Below are 26,773 nucleotides of genomic sequence, written 5' to 3' on the forward strand. Positions count from 1 at the left end.
GGGGTCGCGGGGCCGTCGTCCGGTCGCGCGGTCACTGTTACAAAACGGACGTATCACCTCAATGTGTGGTCCGTAGCGTCGGTGGGGTCAGCAGCGAAAACCCTCTGGAGTTCTCCATGCGCCTCAACCGTCGCCCCCGTGTCCTGCGCACCGCCGCCCTCGCCACCGGCACCTCCGTCGCCCTCCTCCTGCCGGCCGCCGCCGCCTTCGCCGACGACGCCTCCTCCACCTCGGGCGACCAGCGGGCGGCCGTGCAGGAGCAGGTCTCGGGTGACCGGAGGGCCGCCGCGCCGGACCAGGCCCCCGGCGACCGGTCGACGGCCGTGTCGGACCGGGTCTCCGACTGGCCGCTGGCCGACGGGTCGACCGCGCGGGTGCGGCAGACCGGGGAGGATTCGTACAGCGCCGACGTCGTGGGCCGGGACGGGGTGCCGATCGGCAGCGTGGTCAGTACGGGAGGACGGCCCGCCTACGCGCAGAACAACGGGCTCCACATCGTCCTTTGGCCCGACGGCACGGTGAGCTCCTGGAGGGAGCGGGTCCCCGCGCCCGTACCCGCCCCGAAGCCCCAGCCGAAGCCGGCCCCCAGGCCCGTCCCGAAGCCCGCCCCCAAGCCCGCCCCGAAGGCCCTCCCGGAGGCCCGGCTCGCCGACGGCACCGTCGCCACCTTCGCCGAGCACGCCAAGGACGGGCCCCGGGTCCGGGTCTCCCTCGCCGACGGCAGGCGCGTCGCCACCGTCGACCCGGAGCACCTCACCGTCCGGCACCGCGGCTGGACCTACGGGCTCGCCGTCCAGCCCGGCAAGCACGCGTACCGGTTCGTCGTCGTCGACACCCCGAAGCAGGGTGGCAACAGCTGGGTCTACGACCTGCACGGCAGTCTCGTCGCGAAGTACCACGCCCAGAAGCCCGCGAAGCGGTGAGCGGGGCGTGAGTCCCCGGACATGACGAAGGGCCGCCCCACCGGGTGGGGCGGCCCTTCCGCGGTGCCGTTACGCGGCCGGCTCGGGCTCCGGCTCCTCGGCCGGGGCCTCGGGGTCGACCGGCGTCTTCACCGAGTCCAGCAGCAGCTGGGCCACGTCGACGACCTGGAGGCTCTCCTTCGCCTTGCCGTCGTTCTTCTTGCCGTTCACGGAGTCCGTGAGCATGACGAGGCAGAACGGGCAGGCGGTGGAGACGATGTCCGGGTTGAGGGAGAGGGCCTCGTCGACGCGCTCGGTGTTGATGCGCTTGCCGATCCGCTCCTCCATCCACATCCGGGCGCCGCCGGCGCCGCAGCAGAAGCCGCGCTCCTTGTGGCGGTGCATCTCCTGCTGGCGCAGGCCCGGGACGGCCGACATGATCTCGCGCGGCGGCGTGTAGACCTTGTTGTGGCGGCCCAGGTAGCACGGGTCGTGGTAGGTGATGAGGCCGTCGACCGGGGTCACCGGGACCAGCCTGCCCTCGTCGATGAGGTGCTGGAGCAGCTGGGTGTGGTGGATGACCTCGTACTCGCCGCCGAGCTGCGGGTACTCGTTGGCGATCGTGTTGAAGCAGTGCGGGCAGGTCGAGACGATCTTCTTGGCCGACTTCGGCTTCTTCGTCTCCGGGTCGTCGTCGTCCTCGCCGAACGCCATGTTCAGCATGGCGACGTTCTCCTGGGCGAGCTGCTGGAACAGCGGCTCGTTGCCGAGGCGGCGGGGGGAGTCACCGGTGCACTTCTCGTCGCCGCCCATGATCGCGAACTTGACGCCCGCCATGTGCAGCAGCTCCGCGAAGGCCTTGGTGGTCTTCTTGGCCCGGTCCTCCAGGGCGCCGGCGCAGCCGACCCAGTACAGGTAGTCGAACTCGGAGAGGTCCTCGGCGTCCTTGCCGATGATCGGGACCTCGAAGTCGACCTCCTTGGTCCACTCGACGCGCTGCTTCTTGGCCAGACCCCAGGGGTTGCCCTTCTTCTCCAGGTTCTTCAGCATCGTGCCGGCCTCCGACGGGAAGGCGGACTCGATCATGACCTGGTAGCGGCGCATGTCGACGATGTGGTCGATGTGCTCGATGTCGACCGGGCACTGCTCGACGCAGGCGCCGCAGGTGGTGCAGGACCACAGGACGTCCGGGTCGATGACGCCGTTCTCCTCGGCGGTGCCGATCAGCGGGCGCTCGGCCTCGGCCAGCGCCGCCGCGGGGACGTCCTTGAGCTGCTCCTCGGAGGCCTTCTCGTTGCCCTCCATGTCCTTGCCGCCGCCCGCGAGCAGGTACGGCGCCTTGGCGTGCGCGTGGTCGCGCAGCGACATGATCAGGAGCTTGGGGGAGAGGGGCTTGCCGGTGTTCCAGGCGGGGCACTGCGACTGGCAGCGGCCGCACTCGGTGCAGGTGGAGAAGTCGAGGAGGCCCTTCCAGGAGAACTGCTCGACCTGGGAGACGCCGTAGACGTCGTCCTCGCCCGGGTCCTCGAAGTCGATCGGCTTGCCGCCGGTCGTCATCGGCTGGAGCGCGCCCAGGGCGGTCTCGCCGGTGGCGTTGCGCTTGAACCAGATGTTCGGGAAGCCGAGGAAGCGGTGCCAGGCGACGCCCATGTTGGTGTTCAGCGAGACCACGATCATCCAGATGAACGAGGTGCTGATCTTCACCATGGCGGTGAAGTAGATGAGCGTCTGGAGGGTGGTGACCGACAGGCCCTTGAAGAGCAGGACGAGCGGGTACGAGGCGAAGTACGCGGCCTCGTAGTGCTCGACGTGGTGGATCGCGCCCTCCAGGCCGCGGAGCACGTAGATCGCGAGGCCGATGGTGAGGATCACGTACTCGACGAAGTACGCCTGGCCGGCCTTGGAGCCGGCGAAGCGGGACTTGCGGCCGGCGCGGCCGGGCAGGCTCAGCAGGCGGATGACCATCAGGACGGCGATGCCGAGGATCGTCATGACGCCGATGAACTCGATGTAGAGCTCGAAGGGCAGGAAGCCGCCGATGACCGGCAGCGTCCAGTCGGCCTGGAAGAGCTGGCCGAAGGCCTGCGCGAGGGTCGGCGGCAGGGTCAGGAAGCCGACCGCGACGAACCAGTGCGCGAAGCCGACGATGCCCCAGCGGTTCATCCGGGTGTGGCCCAGGAACTCCCGGACCAGCGTGACGCTGCGCTGGTAGGGGTTGTCCGTGCGGGTGCCGGCCGGGACCGGCTGGCCGAGCTTGAAGTACTTGACGAACTGGCCGACGGCGCGAGCGAGCAGGGCAACGCCGACCACGGTCAGCGTCAGCGACACGATGATCGCGGCGAGTTGCATGACGGGCTCCTCGGGCGGGCCCGGGGAGCGGACGGGGGCGGCCTTCGCTCGCCTCTCCCTCGCCCTCGCCCAGAGCCTACTAAGCGGTAACTTAATTAGTCCGTGCTGAGATTACCGGTCCGGGCGCTCCTCTTGTAGCGGACCTCGCGGTGATCTGTGTCGCTCAGGCAAGCCTTGCCGGACGGGCGGAGGCGCGCCGGAGGCGACGTCGGCGGACAGCTGGAAGCGTACGCGCCAGGACGGCCAGGTCCATGCCGAGCCAGTGGTGGTCCACATAGTGGAGGTCCAGCAGCTCGCGCTCCTCCCACGGCAGGTCGGAGCGGTCGCTGATCTGCCACGGTCCGGTCATCCCGGGGCGCACGGAGAGCCGGCGCCGGGTCTCGCCGGCGCACTCCCGGTGGGTCGGGGCGAGCGGGCAGGGGCCGACGAGCGACATCTGGCCCCGGACCACGTGCAGCAGCAGCGGCAGCGCGGCCAGGGGGCTGCGGGTGCGGAAGGTCAGCATGGTGAAGGGCCGCCCGTCCAGGCCCGCGACCGTGCGGCGGCGCAGCAGCGGCGCGCCGCCGGCGGCCGGGGAGCCCAGGGCGAGCGAGAGGGCGACGGCGGCGAGCAGCGGGGAGAGCGCGAGGAGCAGGGCCGTACCTCCCAGCAGGTCGAAGGCGCGCTTGAGGCCGCCGCGGTGGGTGTGCTGCGTACGGTTCGCCGTCATGCCCCGGACCCCTCCGGCTGAGATCATGGGATGTTCGTGGAATATGCCCGCTTTGCCCGACACGGGGCAGCAGGACTCTCCCATTTCCGGGCGCCCGCGTCAGGGAACGACGCGCCTCCCGCGTCTCTTTGAGTGATCGGGTCGGCGAGAAGTTGAGTCGACTCGACTCAGGTCTGTTGACGCCGGGCATCCCGTCGTGCATCCTTGAGTCAGTTCCACTCAAGTCAGTCAGCTGGAGGAATCGAAATGGCACGTGCGGTCGGCATCGACCTGGGCACGACTAACTCCGTCGTCAGCGTTCTGGAAGGCGGCGAGCCCACCGTCATCACGAACGCGGAGGGCGCCAGGACCACGCCGTCCGTCGTCGCCTTCGCGAAGAACGGCGAGGTGCTCGTCGGCGAGGTGGCCAAGCGCCAGGCCGTCACCAACGTCGACAGGACCATCCGGTCGGTCAAGCGCCACATGGGCACCGACTGGAAGATCGAGATCGACGGCAAGAGCTTCAACCCGCAGCAGATGAGCGCCTTCATCCTGCAGAAGCTGAAGCGCGACGCCGAGGCCTACCTGGGCGAGAAGGTCGTCGACGCGGTCATCACCGTCCCGGCGTACTTCAACGACTCCGAGCGCCAGGCCACCAAGGAGGCCGGTGAGATCGCGGGCCTCAACGTCCTGCGCATCGTCAACGAGCCGACCGCGGCCGCCCTGGCCTACGGCCTCGACAAGGACGACCAGACGATCCTCGTCTTCGACCTCGGTGGCGGCACCTTCGACGTGTCCCTCCTGGAGATCGGCGACGGCGTCGTCGAGGTGAAGGCCACCAACGGTGACAACCACCTCGGTGGCGACGACTGGGACCAGCGCGTCGTCGACTACCTGGTGACCCAGTTCAAGAACGGTCACGGCGTCGACCTGTCGCTCGACAAGATGGCCCTCCAGCGCCTCCGCGAGGCCGCCGAGAAGGCGAAGATCGAGCTCTCGTCCTCGACCGAGACCTCCATCAACCTCCCCTACATCACGGCCTCCGCCGAGGGCCCGCTGCACCTGGACGAGAAGCTCACGCGCGCCCAGTTCCAGCAGCTCACCTCGGACCTGCTGGAGCGCTGCAAGGTTCCGTTCCACAACGTCATCAAGGACGCGGGCATCGCCCTCTCCGAGATCGACCACGTGGTCCTGGTCGGCGGCTCGACCCGCATGCCCGCCGTCGCCGAGCTCGTCAAGGAGCTGACCGGTGGCAACGAGGCCAACAAGGGCGTGAACCCGGACGAGGTCGTCGCCATCGGCGCCGCCCTCCAGGCCGGTGTCCTCAAGGGCGAGGTCAAGGACGTCCTGCTCCTCGACGTCACCCCGCTGTCCCTCGGCATCGAGACCAAGGGCGGCATCATGACCAAGCTCATCGAGCGCAACACCACGATCCCGACCAAGCGGTCCGAGATCTTCACGACGGCCGAGGACAACCAGCCGTCCGTGCAGATCCAGGTCTACCAGGGCGAGCGCGAGATCGCGGCGTACAACAAGAAGCTCGGCATGTTCGAGCTGACCGGCCTCCCGCCGGCCCCGCGCGGCGTCCCGCAGATCGAGGTCGCCTTCGACATCGACGCCAACGGCATCATGCACGTGACCGCGAAGGACCTGGGCACGGGCAAGGAGCAGAAGATGACCGTCACCGGCGGCTCCTCGCTGCCGAAGGACGAGGTCGACCGGATGCGCCAGGAGGCCGAGCAGTACGCGGACGAGGACCACCGCCGCCGCGAGGCCGCCGAGTCCCGCAACCAGGGCGAGGCGCTCGTCTACCAGACCGAGAAGTTCCTCAAGGACAACGAGGACAAGGTCCCGGGCGACGTGAAGACCGAGGTCGAGGCCGCCGTCGCCGAGCTGAAGGAGAAGCTCAAGGGCGAGGACGCCGCCGAGATCCGCACCGCCACCGAGAAGGTCGCGGCCGTCTCCCAGAAGCTCGGCCAGGCCCTCTACGCCGACGCCCAGGCCGCGCAGGCCGCGGGCGGCGACGCCGGCCAGGCCAAGGCCGACGACGACGTGGTCGACGCCGAGATCGTCGACGACGAGCCCAAGAAGGACGGCCAGGCGTGAGCGAGGAGACCCCGGGCTTCGAGGAGAAGCCCGACGTCCCCTCCGGCGACGCCGCCGAGGCCGCCGAGTCCTCCGAGGACACGGCGGCCCCGGCCGGGGACGCGAACAGCACGCCGGCGGCCGACGCCGGCCTCACCGCCGCACTGGACCAGGCCCGCTCCGCGCTCTCCGAGCGCACCGCGGACCTCCAGCGGCTCCAGGCCGAGTACCAGAACTACCGGCGCCGCGTCGAGCGGGACCGGGTCACGGTCAAGGAGATCGCCGTCGCGAGCCTCCTGTCCGACCTGCTCCCGGTCCTCGACGACGTCGGCCGGGCCCGGGACCACGGCGAGCTCGTGGGCGGCTTCAAGTCGGTCGCCGAGTCGCTGGAGACCGTCGTCGCCAAGATGGGGCTCCAGCAGTTCGGCAAGGAGGGCGAGCCCTTCGACCCGACGATCCACGAGGCCCTGATGCACTCGTACGCGCCGGACGTCACCGAGACGACCTGCGTCGCGATCCTGCAGCCGGGGTACCGGATCGGCGAGCGGACCATCCGGCCCGCCCGCGTGGCCGTCGCCGAGCCCCAGCCCGGGGCGCAGGGCAAGGCCGAGGAGGCGGAGGACGCCGGCAAGCCCGCCGCGTCCGACACGTCCGAGAAGGACAGCGAGTAACAGCCGTACCCGCACGCGGGAGGAGGGACGTCGATGAGCACGAAGGACTTCGTCGAGAAGGACTACTACAAGGTCCTCGGCGTCCCCAAGGACGCCACCGAGGCCGAGATCAAGAAGGCCTACCGGAAGCTGGCCCGCGAGAACCACCCCGACGCCAACAAGGGCGACACCAAGGCGGAGGAGCGCTTCAAGGAGATCTCCGAGGCGAACGACGTCCTCGGCGACCCCAAGAAGCGCAAGGAGTACGACGAGGCGCGCGCGCTCTTCGGGAACGGCGGCTTCCGGGCCGGCGGCCCCGGGGGCGGCGGCTCGTTCAACTTCGACCTGGGCGACCTCTTCGGAGGCGGCGCCCAGGGCGGGGCCGGCGGTTTCGGCGGCGGTGGCGGCATCGGGGACGTCTTCGGCGGCCTGTTCAACCGGGGCGGCGGCGCGGGTGCCCGCACCCAGCCCCGCCGCGGCCAGGACATCGAGTCCGAGGTGACGCTCAGCTTCACCGAGGCCATCGAGGGCGCCACCGTGCCCCTGCGGATGTCCAGCCAGCAGCCCTGCACGGCCTGTTCGGGCACCGGCGACAAGAACGGCACGCCCCGGGTGTGCCCGACCTGCGTCGGCACCGGCCAGGTCTCGCGCGGCAGCGGCGGCGGCTTCTCGCTGACCGACCCGTGCGTGGACTGCAAGGGCCGCGGCCTGATCGCCGAGAACCCCTGCGAGGTCTGCAAGGGTTCCGGCCGGGCCAAGTCCTCGCGGACCATGCAGGTCCGGATCCCGGCGGGCGTCTTCGACGGGCAGAAGATCCGGCTGCGCGGCAAGGGCGCCCCCGGCGAGCGCGGCGGGCCCAACGGCGACCTGTTCGTCGTGGTGCACGTCGACGCCCACCCGGTCTTCGGGCGCAAGGACGACAACCTCACCGTCACGGTGCCGGTCTCCTTCACGGAGGCGGCGCTCGGCGGCGAGGTCAAGGTGCCGACCCTCGGCGGACCCGCGGTCACGCTCAAGCTGCCCGCCGGCACGCCGAACGGCCGGACCATGCGCGCCCGTGGCAAGGGCGCGGTCCGCAAGGACGGCACGCGCGGCGACCTGCTGGTGACGGTGGAGGTCGCGGTGCCCGTGGAGCTGGACGACAAGGCCCGCGAGGCCCTGGAGCAGTACCGGACGGCGACCGCCGAGACGGACCCCAGGGCGGAGCTGTTCCAGGCGGCGAAGGGAGCGTGACGCGGTGGACGGGCGACGGCGCAATCCGTACGAACTGACCGACGAGACCCCGGTGTACGTCATCTCGGTGGCGGCCCAGCTGTCGGGTCTGCATCCGCAGACCCTGCGCCAGTACGACCGCCTGGGTCTGGTCTCCCCGGACCGCACGGCCGGCCGGGGCCGCCGCTACTCGGCCCGCGACATCGAACTGCTCCGTCAGGTGCAGCAGTTGTCGCAGGACGAGGGCATCAACCTGGCGGGCATCAAGCGCATCATCGAGCTGGAGAACCAGGTCGCGGCGCTCCAGGCCCGTGTCGCCGAGCTCTCGGCGGCCGTCGAGGGCGCGGCCGCCGCGATGCGGCAGCGCGAGGCCCAGGTGCACGCCTCCTACCGGCGCGACCTGGTCCCCTACCAGGACGTGCAGCAGACGAGCGCGCTGGTCGTCTGGCGTCCGGCGCCTAAGCGCGGCGAGTAGCCGCCCGCGCGCGAGAGGGCCCCTCCCCGGCCGGGGAGGGGCCCTCTCGCGCGTCGGGGGCGACCGCCCCTCAGGGGGCGATGAGTTCGCCGACGATGTCGCCGAGCGTCTCCCACCAGGGCGAGGCGCCGGTCCCGAAGGCGGCCGCCAGCGCGGTGCCGACGGCGAGGTCGAGCGGCGTGGGGTCGGCGTCCCACTCGTCGGTCACGTGCCCGTCGCCGCTGGAGCTCAGGGTGCCGAGCCGCACCCCGTCCCGGGTCAGCCGGCTCTCGGCGTACGAGCAGGGCACGAGCCGGTACCGGAAGCCGCCGGTGCGGACGTCCACCCGGTACGACCGCCGCAGCAGCCGCCCGCGGGAGGGCCGCAGCACGGCGGGCGCGCCGTCGACGGTGAGCGTCAGCAGGGCGGCCTTCCGGGTGCCGATGGGGGTGTGGGCGTCGGCGGGCGTCCCCGGGGCCCTGAGGAGCTCCACGGGGGGCAGTCCGGCCCCGGAGACCCGGAGGGTGCCGGCGGGGCCGTCGAGGGCTGTGTGTGCGTGCACGCTGGTCGGTCGTTCCGTTCCGGGGTGGTCAGTTGTCGCGTTCGAGGATCCCCGAGCGGGCGATCAGGTAGCCGAGCTGCGCCCGGCTGCCGCTCCCGAGGGTGGCCGCGAGCTTGGCGATGTGCGCCCGGCAGGTCCGGACGTTCATCCCGAGCCGGCGGGCGATGGCCTCGTCGACGTGGCCCTCGACGAGGAGGCGGGCGATGGAGCGCTGGACCCCGCTGATGCCGCTCAGCTGCGGCTGGTAGGTGACGGGCGCGTCCAGCGGCGTGGCCTGGAGCCAGAACTGGTCGAAGACGCCGCCGAGGTACTCCACGAGCCCCTGGTGGCGCAGTTCGAGGGCGATGGTGCGGTCGCGGCTGGCCGGCACGAAGGCGACCTTGCGGTCGACGATGATCAGCCGGTCGATGATCTCCTCCAGCGTGCGGACCTCGACCTCGGACCCGATGCGCTCCAAGTAGGCCAGGGTGATGGGCTGGTGGCGCGCGGTGTGCTGGTACAGCGTGCGCATCTTGATGCCCCGGCCGAGCAACGGCCTGACCCGGCGCAGGGCTTCGCCGAAGGTGTGGGCGCTGCGGCCCTTCCCCGGTTGTACGGTGAGCAGCTCCGTGGTGCATTCGGCCACGGCGCGGTCGAGGTTGTCGTTGATCCGCTCCAGGCCTTCGAGGACGGTGATGGCGTGGGTCATCGACGGGTCGCGCGCGCCGAGGGCCATGAAGGGCTCGAAGGCGTCGGCGAGGGAGACCGTCAGGCGCCGGCGCTCCTGGATCTCCTTCTCCAGCGGGTCGAGGAGGCGGGCCAGCGCGGCCGAAGGGGCCACGGGGCGCAGCCATTCGGCGTCGTCGGGATCGGGACGCAGCAGGTCCAGCTCCATCAGGCAGGGAGCGGACGAGATCTCGGAACGGGCGATCCGGCCGACCCGGAGTGCCTCCGCGTAGAGCCGGCTGCCCGGTTCACACAGGTCTGCGTGCGTGTGAGAATGCACCTTTTCGGCAGGTTCTATTCGCATACGTACACCCCCAGGCTCTTGCATTACAGGAACATGATGCATTGGGCGAGTGGTGGAAACGGGATGAGTGAGCGATCGTCGTGACTTGCGGGGGAGCAGGTATTTACACACCTTCGAGTGAGGTTGCTCGGTCATGTCCAAGAAGCTCATACGCACCGTAGCCGGTGTCGCGCTGATGGCTGCTGCAGCTGTGGGTGCGGTCACGATGACCCAGGACCCGGGGTGGGGTTCGCAGACCCAGGTCGTCAGGGCGGACCCGGGTTGGGGTCTGCGGCTGGCCACGATCGCCGATCCCGGCTGGGGCGTGGCGCCGGCGGGCGACCCCGGATGGGAGTCCGTGCGGGCATGACGGTTCCCGAAGACCCTCGTTTTCGACGTGAGATGGCGAGTGCCTACCGGTCCGGGTGGCACTTCATCGACCTCGTCACGGCCGTGCCGCGCCGTGGCGAGTCGTTGAAGGTCACCCTCTTCGGTGAGCCGATCGTGGTCGTCCGCGAAGACGACGAGGACATTCGCGCCTATCGATGCCTCAGGCGCCCCCGAGGCGCTCCTCAGCCCGTCCGCTGTGCCATCCGGTACGGCATGATCTTCGTCAACTTGGACCAGCGCGACCACCAGCCGGTCGAGGCGCGGTTCGAGCCCCAGACCATCCCCGCCACCCCCCGCAGTGCCTGAGCGATTCCCCCGTCGTTGTAGATCGCTCAGGTGCTTCCCCCACACAACGGCGCCATCGCGGACCTGAAACGCGATGGCGCCGTTGTGCTTTTCCGTTTCCGGGGTCAGGCGCGGCCCATCGCCCGGGTGAGGGCGATCTCGATGACGACCCGGTCCGGGTTGGGCGCGGGCGTGCGGCCGTAGCGGTCCGCGTAGCGGGCGACCGCGTCGGCGACCGTCTCCGCCTCGGTGCGGACGCGGGCGACGCCCTCCAGGGTGGCCCAGCGCCCCTTGTCGACCTGGCAGACCGCGACCCGGGCGCCCCCGTCGCCGGCGGCCAGCACGTTCGCGACCTTCCGGCTGTGCCGGTTGGTGATGACCCGGGCCACTCCGTTCCCGGGGTCGTACGTGACGCCCACGGCCACCACGTGCGGGGTGCCGTCCGGGCGCGGGGTGGTGAGCGTGCACATGTGGTACTCGCGCCAGAAGCTGAGGTACGAGTCCGTGGGGTTCCTCGGGTCAGTCGCCATGCCCGGAAACTACCGCCGCCGTTCTCCCCTCCGATACCTTGAGCGGAATAGACTCAACTTTATGTACGCTGTATGAGTCAGTACAGACGAGAGTCAAGGCCATCCCAGGAGGAGACCCCGCACGTGGACGCAGAACTGACCAACAGGAGCCGGGACGCGCTCAACGCGGCGAGCAGCCGCGCCGTGTCCCAGGGGCACGCCGACCTGACCCCCGCGCACCTTCTTCTTTCGCTGCTGGCGGGTCAGGGACGTCCGGAAGCGGCGAACATCACCGACCTCCTCGCCGCCGTCGGGGCCGACCAGGCCGCCGTGCGGGCCGGCGCGGAGCGGCTGCTCGCCGCCCTGCCCAGCGTGACCGGCTCGACCGTCGCGCCCCCGCAGCCCAACCGCGAGCTGCTCGCCGTGATCGCCGACGCCGCCGACCGCGCCAAGAGGCTCGGCGACGAGTTCCTGTCCACGGAGCACCTGCTCATCGGCCTCGCGGCCGAGGGCGGGCAGGCCGGCCAGGTCCTGGACCGGCAGGGCGCGACCGCCCGCCGGCTCCAGGACGCCTTCGAGAAGGCCCGGGGAGGCCGCCGCGTGACCACCGCCGACCCCGAGGGCTCCTACAAGGCCCTGGAGAAGTTCGGGACCGACTTCACCGCCGCCGCCCGCGAGGGCAAGCTCGACCCGGTGATCGGCCGCGACCACGAGATCCGACGCGTCGTCCAGGTCCTCTCCCGCCGCACCAAGAACAACCCGGTCCTCATCGGCGAGCCCGGCGTCGGCAAGACCGCCGTCGTCGAGGGCCTCGCCCAGCGGATCGTGAAGGGCGACGTCCCCGAGTCGCTGCGGAACAAGCGGCTGGTCTCCCTGGACCTCGGCGCGATGGTCGCCGGCGCCAAGTACCGCGGCGAGTTCGAGGAGCGGCTGAAGACCGTCCTCTCCGAGATCAAGGAGAGCGACGGCCAGATCATCACCTTCATCGACGAGCTGCACACCGTCGTCGGCGCGGGCGCCGGCGGCGACTCCGCCATGGACGCCGGCAACATGCTGAAGCCGATGCTCGCCCGCGGCGAGCTCCGCATGGTCGGCGCCACCACCCTCGACGAGTACCGCGAGCGGATCGAGAAGGACCCCGCCCTGGAGCGCCGCTTCCAGCAGGTCCTGGTCGCCGAGCCGTCGGTCGAGGACACCGTCGCCATCCTCCGCGGCCTCAAGGGCCGGTACGAGGCCCACCACAAGGTGCAGATCAACGACTCCGCCCTGGTGGCCGCCGCGACCCTCTCCGACCGGTACATCACCTCCCGCTTCCTCCCCGACAAGGCCATCGACCTCGTCGACGAGGCGGCCTCCCGGCTCCGCATGGAGATCGACTCCTCCCCGGTCGAGATCGACGAGCTCCAGCGCTCCGTCGACCGCCTCCGCATGGAGGAGCTCGCCCTCGCCAAGGAGACCGACCCGGCCAGCGTCCAGCGCCTGGAGAAGCTCCGCCGCGACCTCGCCGACCGCGAGGAGGAGCTGCGCGGCCTCACCGCCCGCTGGGAGAAGGAGAAGCAGTCCCTCAACCGCGTCGGCGAGCTGAAGGAGCGCCTCGACGAGACCCGCGGCCGGGCCGAGCGCGCCCAGCGCGACGGCGACTTCGACACCGCCTCCAAGCTGCTCTACGGCGAGATCCCGACCCTGGAGCGCGAGCTGGCCGAGGCCACCGAGGCCGAGCGCGAGGTCCAGAAGGACACCATGGTCAAGGAGGAGGTCGGACCCGACGACATCGCCGACGTCGTCGGCGCCTGGACCGGCATCCCCGCCGGCCGCCTCCTGGAGGGCGAGACGCAGAAGCTGCTCCGCATGGAGGACGAGCTCGGCCGCCGGCTCATCGGCCAGTCCGAGGCCGTCCGGGCCGTCTCCGACGCGGTGCGCCGCACCCGCGCCGGGATCGCCGACCCCGACCGGCCCACCGGCTCCTTCCTCTTCCTCGGCCCCACCGGCGTCGGCAAGACCGAGCTGGCCAAGGCGCTCGCCGACTTCCTCTTCGACGACGAGCGGGCCATGGTCCGCATCGACATGTCGGAGTACGGCGAGAAGCACTCCGTCGCCCGCCTGGTCGGCGCGCCCCCCGGCTACGTGGGCTACGAGGAGGGCGGCCAGCTCACCGAGGCCGTCCGCCGCCGCCCGTACAGCGTCGTCCTCCTCGACGAGGTGGAGAAGGCGCACCCGGAGGTCTTCGACGTCCTGCTCCAGGTCCTCGACGACGGGCGCCTCACCGACGGCCAGGGCCGGACCGTGGACTTCCGCAACACCATCCTGATCCTCACCTCGAACCTGGGCAGCCCGTACCTGGTCGACCCGCTCACCTCCGAGGCGGAGAAGCGGGAGCGGGTCCTGGAGGTGGTCCGGGCCAGCTTCAAGCCCGAGTTCCTCAACCGCCTCGACGACCTGGTCGTCTTCTCCGCGCTCGACCGGGCCGAGCTGGGCCGGATCGCGCGGCTCCAGATCGACCGGCTCGCCCGGCGGCTCGCCGACCGCCGGCTCACCCTGGAGGTCACCCCGGAGGCCCTGGAGTGGCTGGCCGAGGAGGGCAACGACCCGGCGTACGGCGCCCGGCCGCTGCGCCGCCTCATCCAGACGGCCATCGGCGACCGGCTCGCCCGGGAGATCCTGGCCGGCGAGGTCCGCGACGGCGACACCGTCCGGGTGGACCGCTTCGAGGACGGCCTGATCGTCGGCGCCGCCTCGTAGGCGGGGCACGGATCGAGTCAGCCCGCAGCGGATCTCCCCCGGCGGGGCTTGCCACGGACGGGCCGGGATGGGGGAGGATGGCAACATCCGTACGAAGGGAAATACACGGTGAGCATCGACCCGTCCTCGATTCCGAATTTCGGGGGACAGCCCCAGCCCCAGGCAGGACCGGCGGGCCCCGTCGTCCCCGACCAGGACCTCGTGAAGCAGCTCCTGGAGCAGATGGAGCTGAAGTACGTCGTCGACGACGAGGGTGACCTCGCGGCGCCGTGGGAGGACTTCCGCACGTACTTCATGTTCCGCGGCGAGAACGAGCAGCAGGTGTTCTCGGTGCGCACGTTCTACGACCGTCCGCACTCCGCCGACGACCGCGCCAAGGTCCTCGACGCGATCGACGACTGGAACCGCCGCACCCTGTGGCCCAAGGTCTACACCCACCTCCACGAGGAGGAGGACGGCTCCGCCACCCTCCGCCTCATCGGCGAGGCGCAGATGCTGATCGGCACCGGCGTCGCCCTGGAGCACTTCGTCTCCTCCACGGTGAGCTGGGTCCGCGCCTCCATCGAGTTCGACAAGTGGATCGTCGAGCAGTTCGGTCTCGCCTCCCCGGAGGAGAAGACCGAGGGCGACGAGGCCTGAGCCTCCGTCCCGTTCGCGCGGAAGCCGGGTCCCCCCGCCGTGGGGGACCCGGCTTCCGGCGTCTCAGCCCAGCCGCTTGAGCCGGTCCACCGCCTCCTGGAGGACCTCGGTGCGCTTGCAGAAGGCGAAGCGGACGAAGGGCGCGCCGGCCTCGCGGTGGTCGTAGAAGACGGCGTTCGGGATGGCGACGACACCGGCGCGCTCCGGCAGCGCGCGGCAGAAGGCGAAGCCGTCGCCGGTGCCGAGCGGGCGGATGTCGGTGGTGACGAAGTAGGTGCCCCGCGGGCGGTAGACCGCGAACCCGGCCTCCGCGAGGCCGTCGCCCAGCAGGTCCCGCTTGGCCTGGAGGTCGGCGCGCAGCCCGGCGTAGTAGGCGTCGGGGAGGCGGAGGGCCTCGGCGACGGCGTACTGGAAGGGGCCGGAGGAGACGTAGGTGAGGAACTGCTTGGCCGAGCGGACCGCCGTGGTGAGGGCGGGGCTCGCGGTGGTCCAGCCGACCTTCCAGCCGGTGAAGGAGTACGTCTTGCCGGCCGAGCCGATGGTGACGGTCCGCTCCCGCATGCCGGGGAGGCTCGCGATCGGCAGGTGCTCGGCGTCGTCGAAGACCAGGTGCTCGTAGACCTCGTCGGTGACGACGAGCAGGTCCCGCTCGACGGCCAGCTCGGCGACGGCGGTGAGCTCGGCGCGGGTGAGGACGGTGCCGGTGGGGTTGTGCGGGGTGTTGAGGAGGATCAGCCGGGTGCGCGGGGTGACGGCGGCGCGCAGTTCGTCGAGGTCGAGGACGTAGCGGCCCTCGTGCGGACGGAGGGTGACCGGCACGCGGGTGCCGCCGGCCATCGCCACGCAGGCGGCGTACGAGTCGTAGTACGGCTCCAGGGCGATGACCTCGTCGCCCGGTTCGACCAGGGCCAGCAGGCTCGCCGCGATGGCCTCGGTGGCGCCGGCGGTGACCAGGACCTCGGTGTCGGGGTCGTACTCCAGGCCGTAGCGGTCGCGCTGGTGGTCGGCGATCGCGGTGCGCAGCTCGGGGACGCCGGGGCCGGGCGGGTACTGGTTGCCGTGGCCGTCGCGCAGGGCCCGCACGGCGGCCTCGCGGACCTCCTCGGGGCCGTCGGTGTCGGGGAACCCCTGACCGAGGTTGATCGACCCGGTCCTGGCGGCGAGCGCGGACATCTCGGCGAAGATCGTCGTCCCGAACTCGGCGAGCCGGCGGTTGAGCAGCGGTCGTGTCATGCCGGTCATCCTGGGCCGAAGCTCTGGACTTGCTCAAGTGCGCTTTGGGGGCGGAACGGGACGGGAATCCCCGGGGCAGAGGCGGCAGGGAGCCGCCGGACGGGGGGATGGCGATGGAGACCGTGGTCATCGTGTTCATGGCCGTGGTGGTGGTCGGCATGATCGTCTCGGGGGTCAGGGGCGGCGGCGGGCGGCGCGGCGGCAGGCGGCGCGGCGGCTGGTCCGACGGCGGCTCCGGCTGCGGCGGGTCGAGCTCGTGCGGCTCCGGCTCCAGCTGCGGGGGCGGCTGCGGCGGGGGCAACTGAGGAAGCCGGCGGGACGGGGGTCCCGGGGAGGGGCGGGAGGCGACTGCTGAACCGTCCCTCCGGTCGACCGGCGGGCGAATCCGCTTGAACAAGTGAACTGTGGGGTCCCCGAAGGGGATGGAAACCACGGCAAGTTGGGTAAAAACGCTGCGAGTCGTCCGAACTCCGTGGTTCCCTCGCTCCTGTCAGAGACAGCCCTCGGGCCGTGTGCGGACCCGAGCCGGCGATTTCCCCACTCCCGTTGAAACCCTCTCCGGGGCGCCCCCGGCCCACCCGCCAACCGTGTTTGCGGAGCCGACCCATGCTCACCACCCTGAAGACCTCCTACACCGACACGCGCGCGGCCGACCTGGCCTGGGCGCTGGGCCGCGAGCCGCTGCCCGCGCTCGCCGTGCTCGATCTCGAACTCACCGGCGCCAAGCTCCAGTTGCGACTCCTCGGCGCCTCCCATCAGGTCCTTCTGGAGGAGGAGGGCCGCGTCTGTTCCGAGACCGTCGCCTGCATGCCGGGCAGCAGCACCCCGCTGCCGCTCGGCGTCTCCAAGCGGATCGGCGACTGGGAGTACGAATTCGCGGCCCGCGTCGAGACGCTCAGCCAGGGCTCCTTCGCGGGGCGGGCGCAGGAGCTGCTCGCGCTGGTCGCCGACCACCCGCACGGCCTGGCCGGGACCTTCCCCGGTTCGCCGCACGCCTTCACCGCGATGCTGGCGCAGCGTCACGAGGGCCAGGTGCGCTGGCGGACCTGGCACGCCTATCCGCAGGAGGGGCAGCTCGTGGTCACCCGCACCAGGATCGGCGCGCGTATGCCCGCCACGCTCTGATGCGCCTCCCGGGGGCCTCAGGTGCACTCGTGTGGGTGACAAAGGGCGAAGGGGTCGTGACGTAGCGTTACGGGCATGATCGAGCCCACCGTGACCCTGCCACCCACGAGGGTGCGACGCCGGCCGCCGCCGCGGCCGCGCGAGACGGTGCGGTGGCCGGTGCTCGCCGTCGTCTTCGTCTGCGCCGCGTGCGGTCTCGTCTACGAGCTCGAACTCGTCGCCCTCGCGTCGTACTTGATCGGGGACTCGGTCACCCAGGCGTCCGTCGTGCTCTCCGTCATGGTCTTCGCGATGGGCCTGGGCTCGCTCCTCGCCAAGCGGCTGCGCTGCCGGGCGGCCGTCGGCTTCGGGCTGATCGAGGGCGCGCTCGCGCTCATCGGCGGCACCTCGGCGTTCGTGCTGTACGCGTGCTTCGCCTGGTTCGGCGAGTCGCGCTGGGTCCTCGTCGCCTTCTCGCTCGCCATCGGGGTGCTGATCGGCGCGGAGATCCCGCTGCTGATGTCCCTGATACAGCGGGCGCCGGAGCGGGTCGTCGCCGCGGGCGGCGGCGCCTCCCTCGGCGGTGCCGGAGGAGGCGGGAGGGACGGCGCCGTCGCCGCCGGGCGGGGCGGCCGGGCGGGGCGGCCGGGCGGCGACCCCGAGGACGCGGCGGGCACCGTCGCCGATCTCTTCGCCGCCGACTACGTGGGCGCGCTCGTCGGCGGCCTCGCCTTCCCCTTCCTGCTGCTGCCCTGGCTCGGGCAGCTCACCGGCGCCCTCGTCACCGGCGCGGTGAACGCGGTCGCGGGCGCCGCCCTCGTGCTCTGGTTCTTCCGCCGCGACCTCAGCGGCCGCACCCGTGCGCTGGTCGTCGGCGTCAACCTCGCCGTCCTCGGCGTCCTCGCCACCGCGACCGTCCTCGTCGACGACTTCGAGGAGGCCGCCCGCCGGGCCGTGTACGGGGAGCGGGTCCGGGTCGCCGTCCACACCGACCTCCAGGAGGTGGTGGTCACCGGCGGCCGCGAGGGCCCGCCCGACCTCTACCTCGACGGCCGGCTGAGGGTCTCCGGCGCGGACGAGTACCGCTACCACGAGGCGCTCGTCCACCCCGCGATGAACGGACCGCACGCCCGCGTCCTCATCGTCGGCGGCGGTGACGGCCTCGCCGCCCGCGAAGCGCTCCGCTGCCCCGGCGTCCGCGCCGTCACCGTGGTCGAGATCGACCCGGGCGTCGTCCGGCTGGCCCGCACCGACCCCGCGCTCGCCGCGCTCAACGGCCAGGCCTTCCGCGACCCGCGCGTGCGGGTGGTCCACGCCGACGCCTTCCACTGGCTCAGGACCGCCGCCGATCGCGTGCAGGAACGGTACGACGTGGTGATCTCCGATCTGCCCGACCCCGGGATCACCCCCAGCACCAAGCTCTACGCCCAGGAGTTCTACGGCCTCGTCGCCCGCGTCCTCGCCGACGGCGGACGGCTCGTCGTGCACGCCGGACCCGCCACCGACCGGCCCCGCGCCTTCTGGACCGCCGACGCCACCCTCCGGGCCGCCGGTTACGCCACCCGGCCCTACAGCGCCGAGGGCCGCACCCCCGGCTTCGCCGCCGGACCCGACCGCGCCGACCGGGACAGCGCCACCCGGCACGAGCCCGACGACTGGGGCTTCCTGCTCGCCGTCCGCGGCACCCGCCCGCCCGCCCTCCGGCTCGCCGCCGACGCGCCCCCGCTCCGCTCCCTCGCCCCCCGCGGCCTGGCCGCCGCCGCCCGCCGGGCCGAGCGGACCCGGATCGCCGGCCTGCCGCCGTCGACGCTGGTGCACCCCCGGTACGGCGACTGAGCGGGGCCCGGTGCGCGGCTGCCCCCGCGGATCGGGCGACGCCGGGCGCCCCGCTGAGTAGGCTCGGCTTCCATGGAGCATGAGGTGTTCGTCCCGGTCCCGGCCGAGGCCCTGCGGGCCACCCTCACGGACCCGGCCCGGGTGGCGCGCTGCGTGCCCGGCTTCCAGCGCGACGCCTCCGAACCGGACCCCGGGGCGGCCTCCGGGGCCGGCACCGGGCCGGACGACGGGACCGGTTCCGGTCCGGGCGGCTCCGGGCCCGGCACCGGACGGGCCCACGGCGACGGCACGGGTCCGGCGGCCGGCGCCGGGCTCGCCGGGCGGCTCCGGCTGCGGGTCGGCGGCCACACCATCACCTACCGGGGCGGCCTGCGGATCGTCGAACGGGACGGCGCCATCACCTACGAGGGCGAGGGCACCGAAGCGCGCGGCAAGGGCGCCGTCGAGGTCTCCCTGACCGTCGTCCTCACCCCGGCGGCCGAAGGCACCGGACTCGGCTTCACCGGGGCCCTCACCGCCACCGGGCGGCTCGCCGAGGAACCCGAGGAGGCCCGGGAGGCCGCCCGCGTCCGGCTCCTCGACGCCTTCGTGGAGGCCGCCGCCGCCCTCGCGGCCGAGGCCGCGGCGGACGCCCCCGGGGCGGGCCCCGAGGGGGAGACCGCCTTCGGCACCGGCGCCTTCGACGGCGGCCCCGGCCCGGAGCCCGCCGGTTCCGGCGCGGACCTGCTTCCCGGACCGGTGCCGCCCGCGCCCGCCGAGTTCCCCGCCGCGCCCGCCGCCGAGGCCGCCCACGCCCGCCGCACGATGATCGGCCGCAGCGCCGAGGAGGTCGACCACGCGCCGCCGCGCGGCCGGTACGCCCCCGTGCCCGCACCCGAACCGAGCGGCGCCGGCGCCACCCTCCGCTGGGTCGCCCCCGCCGCCGCGCTCGCCCTCGCCTCCGCGGTCATCGTCGGCCGCGCGCTGCGCCGCCGCCGCTGAGGCGCTCCGCGGCGGGGCCGCTCCCCGCGGAGGCCGCTCCCCGCCGGGGCCGCGCTCCGGTGAAGTCGCCCTGAGGCGGCGGAGATCGGTGTCGAAGCGGTTCGATCCGGCGGGCGGCAGGAATTAGGGTCGGGGCGTGAGCAACCTGACGCGACTGACGGCGGGCGACGCCGAGCTGACCATCAACCCCGAGCACGGCGGCCGGATCGAGGGGCTGCGCATCGCCGGCACCGAGGTCCTCAAGCAGGGCGAGCGCTTCGGCAGCTTCCCGATGGTGCCCTGGTGCGGCCGGACCAGGGACGGCGTGTTCCGCGACGGGGCCGTCACCCACCGGCTGCCCCTCAACGCGGCCCCGCACGCCATCCACGGCACCGTCCGCGACCGGGCCTGGACGGTGGCCCGGGCCACCGCGACCGAGGCCGTCCTCACCTGCGAGCTCGACGACCCGTGGCCGTACAAGGGCCGGGTCACCCAGGTCCTCGAACTGGCCGAGGACCGGCTGACGCTGCGGTTCGGGGTGGAGGCGTACGACGACTCCTTCCCGGCGCAGGCCGGCTGGCACCCCTGGTTCCTGCGGAACCTCGGACAGGGCGGCGAGGACGTGCGGATCGGCTTCGCGCCCGCCTGGCAGGAACAGCGCGGCGAGGACCACCTGCCCACCGGCCGGCGCATCGACCCCCTCCCCGGCCCCTGGGACGACTGCTTCGGCATGCCCGACGGCGTCGACGTCACCCTCACCTGGCCGGAGGAGCTGGAGCTGAAGGTGACCAGTCGCGCCGCGTGGGTGGTGATCTACGACGAGCCCGAGGACGCGGTCTGCGTCGAGCCGCAGTCGGGCCCGCCCAACGGCCTCAACACCCACCCGCGCCTGGTCACCCCCATCGACCCGCTGGAGGTCGAGAGCGTGTGGGCGTGGCGCCGGCTTTAAGCTCGGGGCATGACTGACGTACGCGCTGAACTGCTCCAGCAGATCAAGGACAAGGCCGTGGTGCACGGCAAGGTGACCCTCTCCTCGGGTCTGGAAGCCGACTACTACGTGGACCTGCGCCGGATCACGCTGGACGGGGCGGCGTCGCCGCTGGTCGGTCAGGTCATGCTCGACCTGACCGAGGGCCTCGACTTCGACGCGGTCGGCGGCCTCACCCTGGGCGCCGACCCGGTCGCCACCGCGATGCTGCACGCCTCCGCCGCGCGCGGCGAGCGGCTGGACGCCTTCGTCGTGCGCAAGGCCGCCAAGGCCCACGGCATGCAGCGCCAGGTGGAGGGCCCGGACATCAAGGGCCGCCGCGTCCTGATCGTCGAGGACACCTCCACCACCGGCGGCTCCCCGCTGACCGCCGTCGAGGCGGCCCGCGCGGCCGGTGCCGAGGTCGTCGCCGTCGCCACGATCGTGGACCGCGCCACCGGGGCCGGCGAGAAGATCAGCGGTACGGCGGGCGTCCCGTACCTCCACGCCTTCGCGCTCGACGAGCTCGGCCTGGCCTGAGGCCCGGAGCAGGACCCGGACCCGGCCGCGGGCGGGCCCCGTCCGGGGCCTGAGACCGGGCTAACCGCCGCGAAGTCGTGACTTAGGTCCCGGGCTCCGGCGCATACGGGTCTGACCTGCGCTTTTATCCGAGGGCGGGGTGTTTCACGTGAAACACCCCGCCCTTCGGCATGTGCCGCCCGTGGGAGCCCGTACAAGAGTCTGGAAAGATGGCACCGACGATGATGTCGCCCCTAGGTCAGGGACATAGAACGCCCACACCCGCACATCACAAGGAGCGGACGAATGCCCATCGCAACCCCCGAGGTCTACGCCGAGATGCTCGACCGGGCGAAGGCTGGCAAGTTCGCCTACCCGGCCATCAACGTGACCTCGTCCCAGACCCTCCACGCGGCGCTGCGCGGGTTCGCCGAGGCCCAGAGTGACGGCATCATCCAGATCTCGACCGGTGGCGCCGAGTTCCTGGGCGGCCAGTACAGCAAGGACATGGTCACGGGCGCCGTCGCCCTGGCCGAGTTCGCGCACATCGTCGCCGCGAAGTACGACATCACCGTCGCGCTGCACACGGACCACTGCCCCAAGGACAAGCTGGACGGCTACGTCCGTCCGCTGCTCGACGTCTCCGCCGAGCGCGTCGCCCGTGGCGAGAACCCGCTCTTCCAGTCGCACATGTGGGACGGCTCCGCCGAGACCCTCGCGGACAACCTGTCCATCGCGCAGGAGCTGCTCGCGAAGGCCCACGCCGCCAAGATCATCCTTGAGGTCGAGATCACCCCGACCGGTGGCGAGGAGGACGGCGTCAGCCACGAGATCAACGACGAGCTCTACACCACGGTCGACGACGCGATCCGCACCGCCGAGGCCCTGGGCCTGGGCGAGAAGGGCCGCTACCTGCTCGCCGCCTCCTTCGGCAACGTGCACGGCGTCTACAAGCCGGGCAACGTCGTGCTGCGTCCCGAGCTCCTCAAGGACCTCCAGGACGGCGTCTCCGAGAAGTTCGGCCAGGCGTCCCCGTTCGACTTCGTCTTCCACGGCGGCTCCGGCTCGACCGCCGAGGAGATCGCCACCGCGCTCGAGAACGGCGTGGTGAAGATGAACCTCGACACCGACACCCAGTACGCCTTCACCCGTCCGGTCGTGGACCACGTGTTCCGCAACTACGACGGCGTCCTGAAGGTCGACGGCGAGGTCGGCGTCAAGTCCACCTACGACCCGCGCACCTGGGGCAAGCTCGCCGAGGCGGGCATGGCCAAGCGCGTCGCCGAGGCGTGCGAGGCGCTGCGCTCGGCCGGCAAGAAGCTGAAGTAAGCCGTGGCGGAGGGCCCGGCACCCCTCGTGGGTGCCGGGCCCTCCGTGTTTCCCGGAGGAGGGCGCAGATGTACGACTTCGATGAGGTGAGGGACCGCAGGGGCACCTGGTCGGTCCAGTGGGACGGCGTCGCGGACCGCTTCGGCGTCCCCGGACTGCTGCCCTTCACCATCTCCGACATGGACTTCGCCTCGCCGCCGGAGGTCCTCGACGCGCTCCGGGCCCGCGTCGACCACGGCGTCTTCGGCTACACCGACTGGCGGCTCGGCGGCCCCGACGGCTTCCGTGAGGCGATACGCCACTGGTACGCGAGCCGGTACGGCACCGCCGTCGACACCGAGGCGCTGGTCTACGCGCCCTCCGTGCTCAACCAGGTCTCCCAGCTGCTGCGGATGTGGACCCGGCCCGGCGACGGCGTGGTCGTCCACACCCCCACGTACGACGGCTTCCGCAAGGCGGTCACCGGTCTCGGCCGTGAGCTGCGCGGGGTGCCGCTCGACGACCCCGACGCCCTGGAGCGGGAGCTGGCCCGGCCGGACAGCACGATGCTGCTGCTCTGCTCCCCGCACAACCCCACGGGGCGGGTGTGGACGGAGGCGGAGCTCACGGGGTTCGCCCGGCTCGCCCGCCGCCACGGCGTGCCGGTCGTCAGCGACGAGATCCACGCCGACCTCACGACCGACGGGCACCGGCACGTGCCCTGGACCCGGATCGCCGAGGCGGGCGGCGACCGCCGGTGGGCGCTCGTCACCTCCGGCACCAAGGCCTTCAACTTCCCGGCGCTCTCCGGCTCGTACGGCTTCGTCGGCGACCCGGAGGAGCGGGCGGCGTTCGTCCGGCGGATGGAGACCGGCGAGGGACTCGCCTCCCCGGCCGTCCTCTCGCTCACCGCCCACGTCGCCGCCTACCGGCACGCGGCCCCCTGGCTCGACGCGCTGCGCGCCTACGTCGCCGGCACGATGGCCGGGGTCGCGGAGCGGCTCGCCGAGGGCCTGCCCGGCGTCGAGTGGCGGCCGCCGCAGGCCGGCTACCTGGCCTGGATCGACCTCCGGCCGCTCGGCATCGGGGAGGACCGGCTCCAGGAGGAGCTGATCCGGACCGAGAAGGTCGCGATCATGCCCGGCGGGACGTACGGCACCCCCGGCTTCGTCCGGCTCAACGTCGGCTGCCCCCGCGCCAAGGCGGAACGGGGCGTGGACGCCCTGGTCAGGGCGGCGGCCCGGCTGCGGACCGACGGCGGCTGAGCAGACGGGAGCCCCGAGGGCGCGGGCGGACGGGCGGGCTCCGGGGAGCCCGGGCGGACGGGCGGGAGTCACCGGAGCGCGGGTGACCGGGGAGGCAGGCGCCTCCGGAACGCGGGACCATGCAGACATGGCTGTGGCTGTGCCCGAGGTGCGGATGGCCTCCCGGACCGGGCGGTGGATCGTCTTCACGACCGTGCTCGGCTCCGGGATGGCGCTGCTCGACTCGACCGTCGTCAACGTCGCGCTGCCGCACATCGGCGAGGACCTCGGCGCCGACCTCGCCGTGCTCCAGTGGACCGTCAACGCCTACATGCTGACGCTGGCCGGGCTGATCCTGCTCGGCGGCTCGCTCGGCGACCGGTACGGGCGGCGGAGGGTCTTCGTCGTCGGCGTCGTCTGGTTCGCCCTCGCCTCGCTGCTGTGCGGGCTCGCCCCGAACGCCGGGGTGCTGATCGCCGCCCGCGCCCTCCAGGGCGTCGGCGGGGCGCTGCTCACGCCGGGGTCGCTCGCGCTGATCCAGGCGAGCTTCCACCCCGACGACCGGGCCCGTGCGGTCGGCCTGTGGTCCGGTTTCGGCGGCGTGGGGGCGGCGATCGGGCCGTTCGTCGGCGGCTGGCTGGTCGACGGGCCCGGCTGGCGGTGGGTCTTCCTGCTGAACGTGCCGCTCGCGGCGGTCTGCGTGCCGGTCGCGCTGCGGCACGTCCCCGAGTCCCGCGACGAGGCCGCGCACGGGCGCTTCGACGTGCTCGGCGCGGTGCTGGGGGCGGTGGCGCTCGGCCTCGTCACCTACGGGCTGATCGGCGCGGCGTGGTGGGCCGGGGCGGCGGGCGCGGCCGCCGGGGCCGGGTTCGTGGCGGTGGAGCGGCGGCGGGCCGAGGGCGCGATGGTGCCGCCGTCCATCTTCCGCTCCCGGCTCTTCACCGCCGTGAACGTGGTGACGCTCTGCGTGTACGCGGCCTTCGGCGGCTTCTTCTTCCTCGCCGCGCTCCAGCTCCAGGTCGTCTCCGGCTACTCCGCGCTCGCCGCCGGTACGGCCCTGCTGCCGACCACCGTGCTGATGCTGCTGCTCTCCGCGCGCGCCGGCGAGCTGGGGGAACGGATCGGGCCGCGCCTCCCGCTGACCGTGGGGCCGCTGCTGTGCGCCGCCGGGATGCTGCTGATGCTGCGGGTCGGGCCGGACGCCTCGTACGCGAGCGACGTGCTGCCGGCCCTCCTCGTGCTGGGCCTCGGCATGACGGCCCTGGTCGCGCCGCTGACCGCGACCGTCCTCGCCTCCGTGGACGTCTCCCGGTCCGGGCTGGCCAGCGGAATCAACAACGCGGCGGCGCGGGCGGCCGGACTCGTCGCGGTCGCGGCGCTGCCGCTGCTGACGGGGATGGGACCGGAGGCGTACCGCTCGGCGGAGGAGTTCGACGCGACCTTCGGGCGGGCGATGCCGATCTGCGCGGGCGTGCTGGTGCTGGGCGCGGCGATCGCCTGGACCACCATGCGGACCCCCGAGGCCCCGGCCTGCCACCCCGGATGCCGGCACCACTGCGCCGTGACCTCCCCACCGCTGGACCCCGGCACCCCGTGACCCGCCCCGGCGGGCGGGGGCGTGGGGCAGACTGGGGGGATGGCTATGCATGAGAACCTGCTGGGCGGACCCGCGCCCACCCTGCTGCCCGACGACCCCGAGCCGCGGGAGCTCCTCGCGCAGGGGACCGCGCCGACCGAGGTCGCCGCGAAGTACCCGACCTCCTCGCTCGCGTGGGCGCAGCTCGCGGACGACGCCTTCGAGGCGGGGCGCGTGGTGGAGTCGTACGCCTACGCCCGCACCGGCTACCACCGGGCGCTGGACGCGCTGCGGCGCAACGGGTGGAAGGGCCACGGCCCCGTGCCGTGGGAGCACGAGCCGAACCGCGGCTTCCTGCGGGCCCTGCACGCGCTGGCCCGGGCCGCGGGGGAGATCGGCGAGCAGGCCGAGTACGAGCGGTGCACCACCTTCCTGCGGGACTCGTCGGAGACGGCCGCGGAGACGCTGGGCTGATCCTTTCCCCCCGGCCGGTACGATCCCCGGACCGGCCTGAACAGGGGGGAACTGTCGTGGGCAAGCGGGGGGCGCCCGACCGGCGCCGACAGAACCGACGGAGCGGGGGGAGCCGCCGCGGGGGGACGCGTGTCACGCGCCGCGGGCGGCTCGTCCTGTCGACCCTGGTCCTGATGGGCGTCTCGCTCGGCGCGGGCGTGGCGCTCGCGCAGTTCCGGGGCGGTGGCGGGGGCACCCCCGACACCGCCCGCGCCCCGGCGTCCGAGGCGCCGCCGGCGCCCGAGCCGACGACGCCCCCGCCCTCCCCGACCCGGGCGGCCGCGCAGAAGCCGGAGCCCGCCCCGAAGCCCACCGTCAAGCCGAAACCGAAGCCGACCGCGACGAAGAAGAAACCCGCGGCCGTGCCGCAGTCCGGCAAGGGCACCTTCACCACGGCCTCCGCCTCCGGCAGGATCACGGGCGCGAGCGGCACGCTGCGCCGCTACCGGGTGCAGATAGAGGAGGGGGTCGACCTGTCGGCCCGGGCGACGGCCGAGGAGATCGAGGCGATCCTCGCCCATCCGAGGAGCTGGGCCGCGCACGGCCGGGGCCGCTTCCAGCTGGTCGACGCGAACGCCGACTTCGTCATACGGATCGCGACCCCCGACACCGCGGACGCGCTCTGCGCCCGGCAGGGCCTCGACACCCACGGCGAGCTGAACTGCGAGACCACCGAGGGCGTGGTGGTGAACCTCAAACGGTGGATCCTGGGCTCGCCGACCTTCGCGGGGCCTCCGGAGCAGTACCGGCACCTGATCATCAACCACGAGGTCGGTCACGAGATCGGCATCCGGCAGCACCTGGGCTGCGGCGGCCCGGGCAGACCGGCACCCGCGATGATGCAGCAGATCAAGGGCCTCGACGGCTGTCGGTCGAACGCTTTTCCGTATGACGAAGACGGGGTCTACATCACCGGTCCGATCGTGTCATGATGCGCTTGGGACGGCGCGCGACGCAGCACGCCTCCTGAGGGGACCGGGGCTCCCGTGGCGCCTTCCGCACACCGCGGACGGACGCACGCGGTGGAGCAGACCGCTACCCGGTAGTTCGTATCGAGGAGA

26 protein-coding genes are annotated in these 26,773 nt (G+C 72.6%); 20 read left to right on the forward strand and 6 right to left on the reverse strand.

Annotated elements, in window-relative coordinates; all coding sequences use genetic code 11:
- The first annotated feature begins 116 nt into the window (after nucleotides 1-116).
- Entirely contained in the window at nucleotides 117-923 is an 807-nt protein-coding gene (locus IE287_RS12400) for a hypothetical protein (protein ID WP_189849039.1), read from the forward strand.
- Between the two features lie 69 nt (nucleotides 924-992).
- Here IE287_RS12400 and IE287_RS12405 read toward each other — a convergent pair whose 3' ends face one another.
- The gene (locus IE287_RS12405; RefSeq protein WP_189849040.1) at nucleotides 993-3,251 is read right to left on the reverse strand and encodes a (Fe-S)-binding protein; all 2,259 of its coding nucleotides are present in this window, start codon (nucleotides 3,249-3,251) and stop codon (nucleotides 993-995) included.
- Between the two features lie 163 nt (nucleotides 3,252-3,414).
- A complete protein-coding gene (locus tag IE287_RS12410) occupies nucleotides 3,415-3,960 on the reverse strand; it encodes a sugar transferase (protein WP_189849041.1) in 546 nt (181 codons plus the stop codon).
- Nucleotides 3,961-4,206: 246 nt separating this feature from the next.
- On the opposite strand from IE287_RS12410, the gene dnaK reads away from it, so the two are divergent.
- Genes dnaK through IE287_RS12430 form a run of 4 tightly spaced genes read left to right on the forward strand, consistent with a single transcriptional unit; the run spans nucleotide 4,207 to nucleotide 8,361 of the window.
- Nucleotides 4,207-6,045, forward strand: a complete 1,839-nt coding sequence (gene dnaK / locus IE287_RS12415) for a molecular chaperone DnaK (RefSeq protein ID WP_189849042.1) — start codon at nucleotides 4,207-4,209, stop codon at nucleotides 6,043-6,045.
- Nucleotides 6,042-6,695: a nucleotide exchange factor GrpE gene (grpE, locus tag IE287_RS12420; protein ID WP_189849043.1), complete on the forward strand. Its 654-nt coding sequence runs from the start codon at nucleotides 6,042-6,044 to the stop codon at nucleotides 6,693-6,695. Before dnaK ends, grpE begins: the two co-directional genes overlap by 4 nt.
- A gap of 33 nt (nucleotides 6,696-6,728) precedes the next feature.
- Nucleotides 6,729-7,907 (forward strand): molecular chaperone DnaJ, encoded by a 1,179-nt coding sequence (dnaJ, locus tag IE287_RS12425; protein WP_189849044.1) that lies wholly within the window; start codon nucleotides 6,729-6,731, stop codon nucleotides 7,905-7,907.
- Nucleotides 7,908-7,911: 4 nt separating this feature from the next.
- Nucleotides 7,912-8,361, forward strand: a complete 450-nt coding sequence (locus IE287_RS12430; RefSeq protein ID WP_189849045.1) for a heat shock protein transcriptional repressor HspR — start codon at nucleotides 7,912-7,914, stop codon at nucleotides 8,359-8,361.
- Nucleotides 8,362-8,431: 70 nt separating this feature from the next.
- Here the strand turns inward: IE287_RS12430 and IE287_RS12435 are convergent, their stop codons facing one another.
- Nucleotides 8,432-8,902, reverse strand: a complete 471-nt coding sequence (locus tag IE287_RS12435) for a hypothetical protein (protein ID WP_189849046.1) — start codon at nucleotides 8,900-8,902, stop codon at nucleotides 8,432-8,434.
- A 28-nt stretch (nucleotides 8,903-8,930) separates the two neighbouring features.
- Nucleotides 8,931-9,911 carry a helix-turn-helix domain-containing protein gene (locus IE287_RS12440; protein ID WP_189849047.1) on the reverse strand — a complete coding sequence of 327 codons (981 nt, stop codon included), beginning with the start codon at nucleotides 9,909-9,911 and terminating at the stop codon, nucleotides 8,931-8,933.
- 133 nt (nucleotides 9,912-10,044) lie between these two features.
- Between IE287_RS12440 and IE287_RS12445 the strand changes: the two genes are divergently transcribed.
- On the forward strand, nucleotides 10,045-10,260 hold the full coding sequence (locus IE287_RS12445) for a hypothetical protein (protein WP_189849048.1): 216 nt from the start codon (nucleotides 10,045-10,047) through the stop codon (nucleotides 10,258-10,260).
- On the forward strand, nucleotides 10,257-10,586 hold the full coding sequence (locus IE287_RS12450; RefSeq protein ID WP_189849049.1) for a Rieske (2Fe-2S) protein: 330 nt from the start codon (nucleotides 10,257-10,259) through the stop codon (nucleotides 10,584-10,586). The genes IE287_RS12445 and IE287_RS12450 overlap by 4 nt, the downstream gene beginning before the upstream one ends.
- 104 nt (nucleotides 10,587-10,690) lie before the next feature.
- Here the strand turns inward: IE287_RS12450 and IE287_RS12455 are convergent, their stop codons facing one another.
- Nucleotides 10,691-11,095, reverse strand: coding sequence for a pyridoxamine 5'-phosphate oxidase family protein (locus IE287_RS12455; protein ID WP_189849050.1), 405 nt, complete (start codon nucleotides 11,093-11,095; stop codon nucleotides 10,691-10,693).
- A gap of 123 nt (nucleotides 11,096-11,218) precedes the next feature.
- On the opposite strand from IE287_RS12455, the gene clpB reads away from it, so the two are divergent.
- Together clpB and IE287_RS12465 are read left to right on the forward strand one after the other, a co-directional pair.
- A complete protein-coding gene (gene clpB, locus IE287_RS12460; protein WP_189849051.1) occupies nucleotides 11,219-13,813 on the forward strand; it encodes an ATP-dependent chaperone ClpB in 2,595 nt (864 codons plus the stop codon).
- Between the two features lie 108 nt (nucleotides 13,814-13,921).
- Nucleotides 13,922-14,452: a type III secretion system chaperone family protein gene (locus IE287_RS12465; RefSeq protein ID WP_189849052.1), complete on the forward strand. Its 531-nt coding sequence runs from the start codon at nucleotides 13,922-13,924 to the stop codon at nucleotides 14,450-14,452.
- Nucleotides 14,453-14,515: 63 nt separating this feature from the next.
- Here the strand turns inward: IE287_RS12465 and IE287_RS12470 are convergent, their stop codons facing one another.
- A complete protein-coding gene (locus IE287_RS12470; RefSeq protein WP_189849053.1) occupies nucleotides 14,516-15,694 on the reverse strand; it encodes a pyridoxal phosphate-dependent aminotransferase in 1,179 nt (392 codons plus the stop codon).
- Between the two features lie 98 nt (nucleotides 15,695-15,792).
- Here IE287_RS12470 and IE287_RS12475 point away from each other — a divergent pair, with 98 nt between their 5' ends.
- From IE287_RS12475 to IE287_RS12525, 11 genes are all read left to right on the forward strand, one after another.
- A complete protein-coding gene (locus IE287_RS12475) occupies nucleotides 15,793-15,990 on the forward strand; it encodes a hypothetical protein (protein WP_189849054.1) in 198 nt (65 codons plus the stop codon).
- 301 nt (nucleotides 15,991-16,291) lie between these two features.
- The gene (locus tag IE287_RS12480; protein ID WP_189849055.1) at nucleotides 16,292-16,810 is read left to right on the forward strand and encodes a DUF2617 family protein; all 519 of its coding nucleotides are present in this window, start codon (nucleotides 16,292-16,294) and stop codon (nucleotides 16,808-16,810) included.
- Between the two features lie 75 nt (nucleotides 16,811-16,885).
- On the forward strand, nucleotides 16,886-18,625 hold the full coding sequence (locus tag IE287_RS12485; protein ID WP_229883435.1) for a spermidine synthase: 1,740 nt from the start codon (nucleotides 16,886-16,888) through the stop codon (nucleotides 18,623-18,625).
- Between the two features lie 72 nt (nucleotides 18,626-18,697).
- Nucleotides 18,698-19,606 carry an SRPBCC family protein gene (locus IE287_RS12490; protein ID WP_189849056.1) on the forward strand — a complete coding sequence of 303 codons (909 nt, stop codon included), beginning with the start codon at nucleotides 18,698-18,700 and terminating at the stop codon, nucleotides 19,604-19,606.
- 136 nt (nucleotides 19,607-19,742) lie between these two features.
- On the forward strand, nucleotides 19,743-20,534 hold the full coding sequence (locus tag IE287_RS12495) for an aldose epimerase family protein (RefSeq protein WP_189849057.1): 792 nt from the start codon (nucleotides 19,743-19,745) through the stop codon (nucleotides 20,532-20,534).
- A 9-nt stretch (nucleotides 20,535-20,543) separates the two neighbouring features.
- On the forward strand, nucleotides 20,544-21,092 hold the full coding sequence (gene pyrE, locus IE287_RS12500; RefSeq protein WP_189849058.1) for an orotate phosphoribosyltransferase: 549 nt from the start codon (nucleotides 20,544-20,546) through the stop codon (nucleotides 21,090-21,092).
- A gap of 285 nt (nucleotides 21,093-21,377) precedes the next feature.
- On the forward strand, nucleotides 21,378-22,400 hold the full coding sequence (gene fbaA, locus IE287_RS12505; RefSeq protein WP_189849059.1) for a class II fructose-bisphosphate aldolase: 1,023 nt from the start codon (nucleotides 21,378-21,380) through the stop codon (nucleotides 22,398-22,400).
- Between the two features lie 68 nt (nucleotides 22,401-22,468).
- A complete protein-coding gene (locus IE287_RS12510; RefSeq protein WP_189849060.1) occupies nucleotides 22,469-23,644 on the forward strand; it encodes a MalY/PatB family protein in 1,176 nt (391 codons plus the stop codon).
- A gap of 127 nt (nucleotides 23,645-23,771) precedes the next feature.
- The gene (locus IE287_RS12515; RefSeq protein ID WP_189849061.1) at nucleotides 23,772-25,220 is read left to right on the forward strand and encodes an MFS transporter; all 1,449 of its coding nucleotides are present in this window, start codon (nucleotides 23,772-23,774) and stop codon (nucleotides 25,218-25,220) included.
- Between the two features lie 39 nt (nucleotides 25,221-25,259).
- Nucleotides 25,260-25,673 (forward strand): DUF3151 domain-containing protein, encoded by a 414-nt coding sequence (locus IE287_RS12520; protein WP_189849062.1) that lies wholly within the window; start codon nucleotides 25,260-25,262, stop codon nucleotides 25,671-25,673.
- Nucleotides 25,674-25,846: 173 nt separating this feature from the next.
- Nucleotides 25,847-26,644, forward strand: a complete 798-nt coding sequence (locus IE287_RS12525) for a DUF3152 domain-containing protein (RefSeq protein ID WP_189849063.1) — start codon at nucleotides 25,847-25,849, stop codon at nucleotides 26,642-26,644.
- The last annotated feature ends 129 nt before the right edge of the window (nucleotides 26,645-26,773 follow it).

Origin of the sequence: Streptomyces omiyaensis (genome assembly GCF_014650895.1) — a bacterium.
In the GTDB taxonomy this organism is placed as follows: domain Bacteria; phylum Actinomycetota; class Actinomycetes; order Streptomycetales; family Streptomycetaceae; genus Streptomyces; species Streptomyces omiyaensis.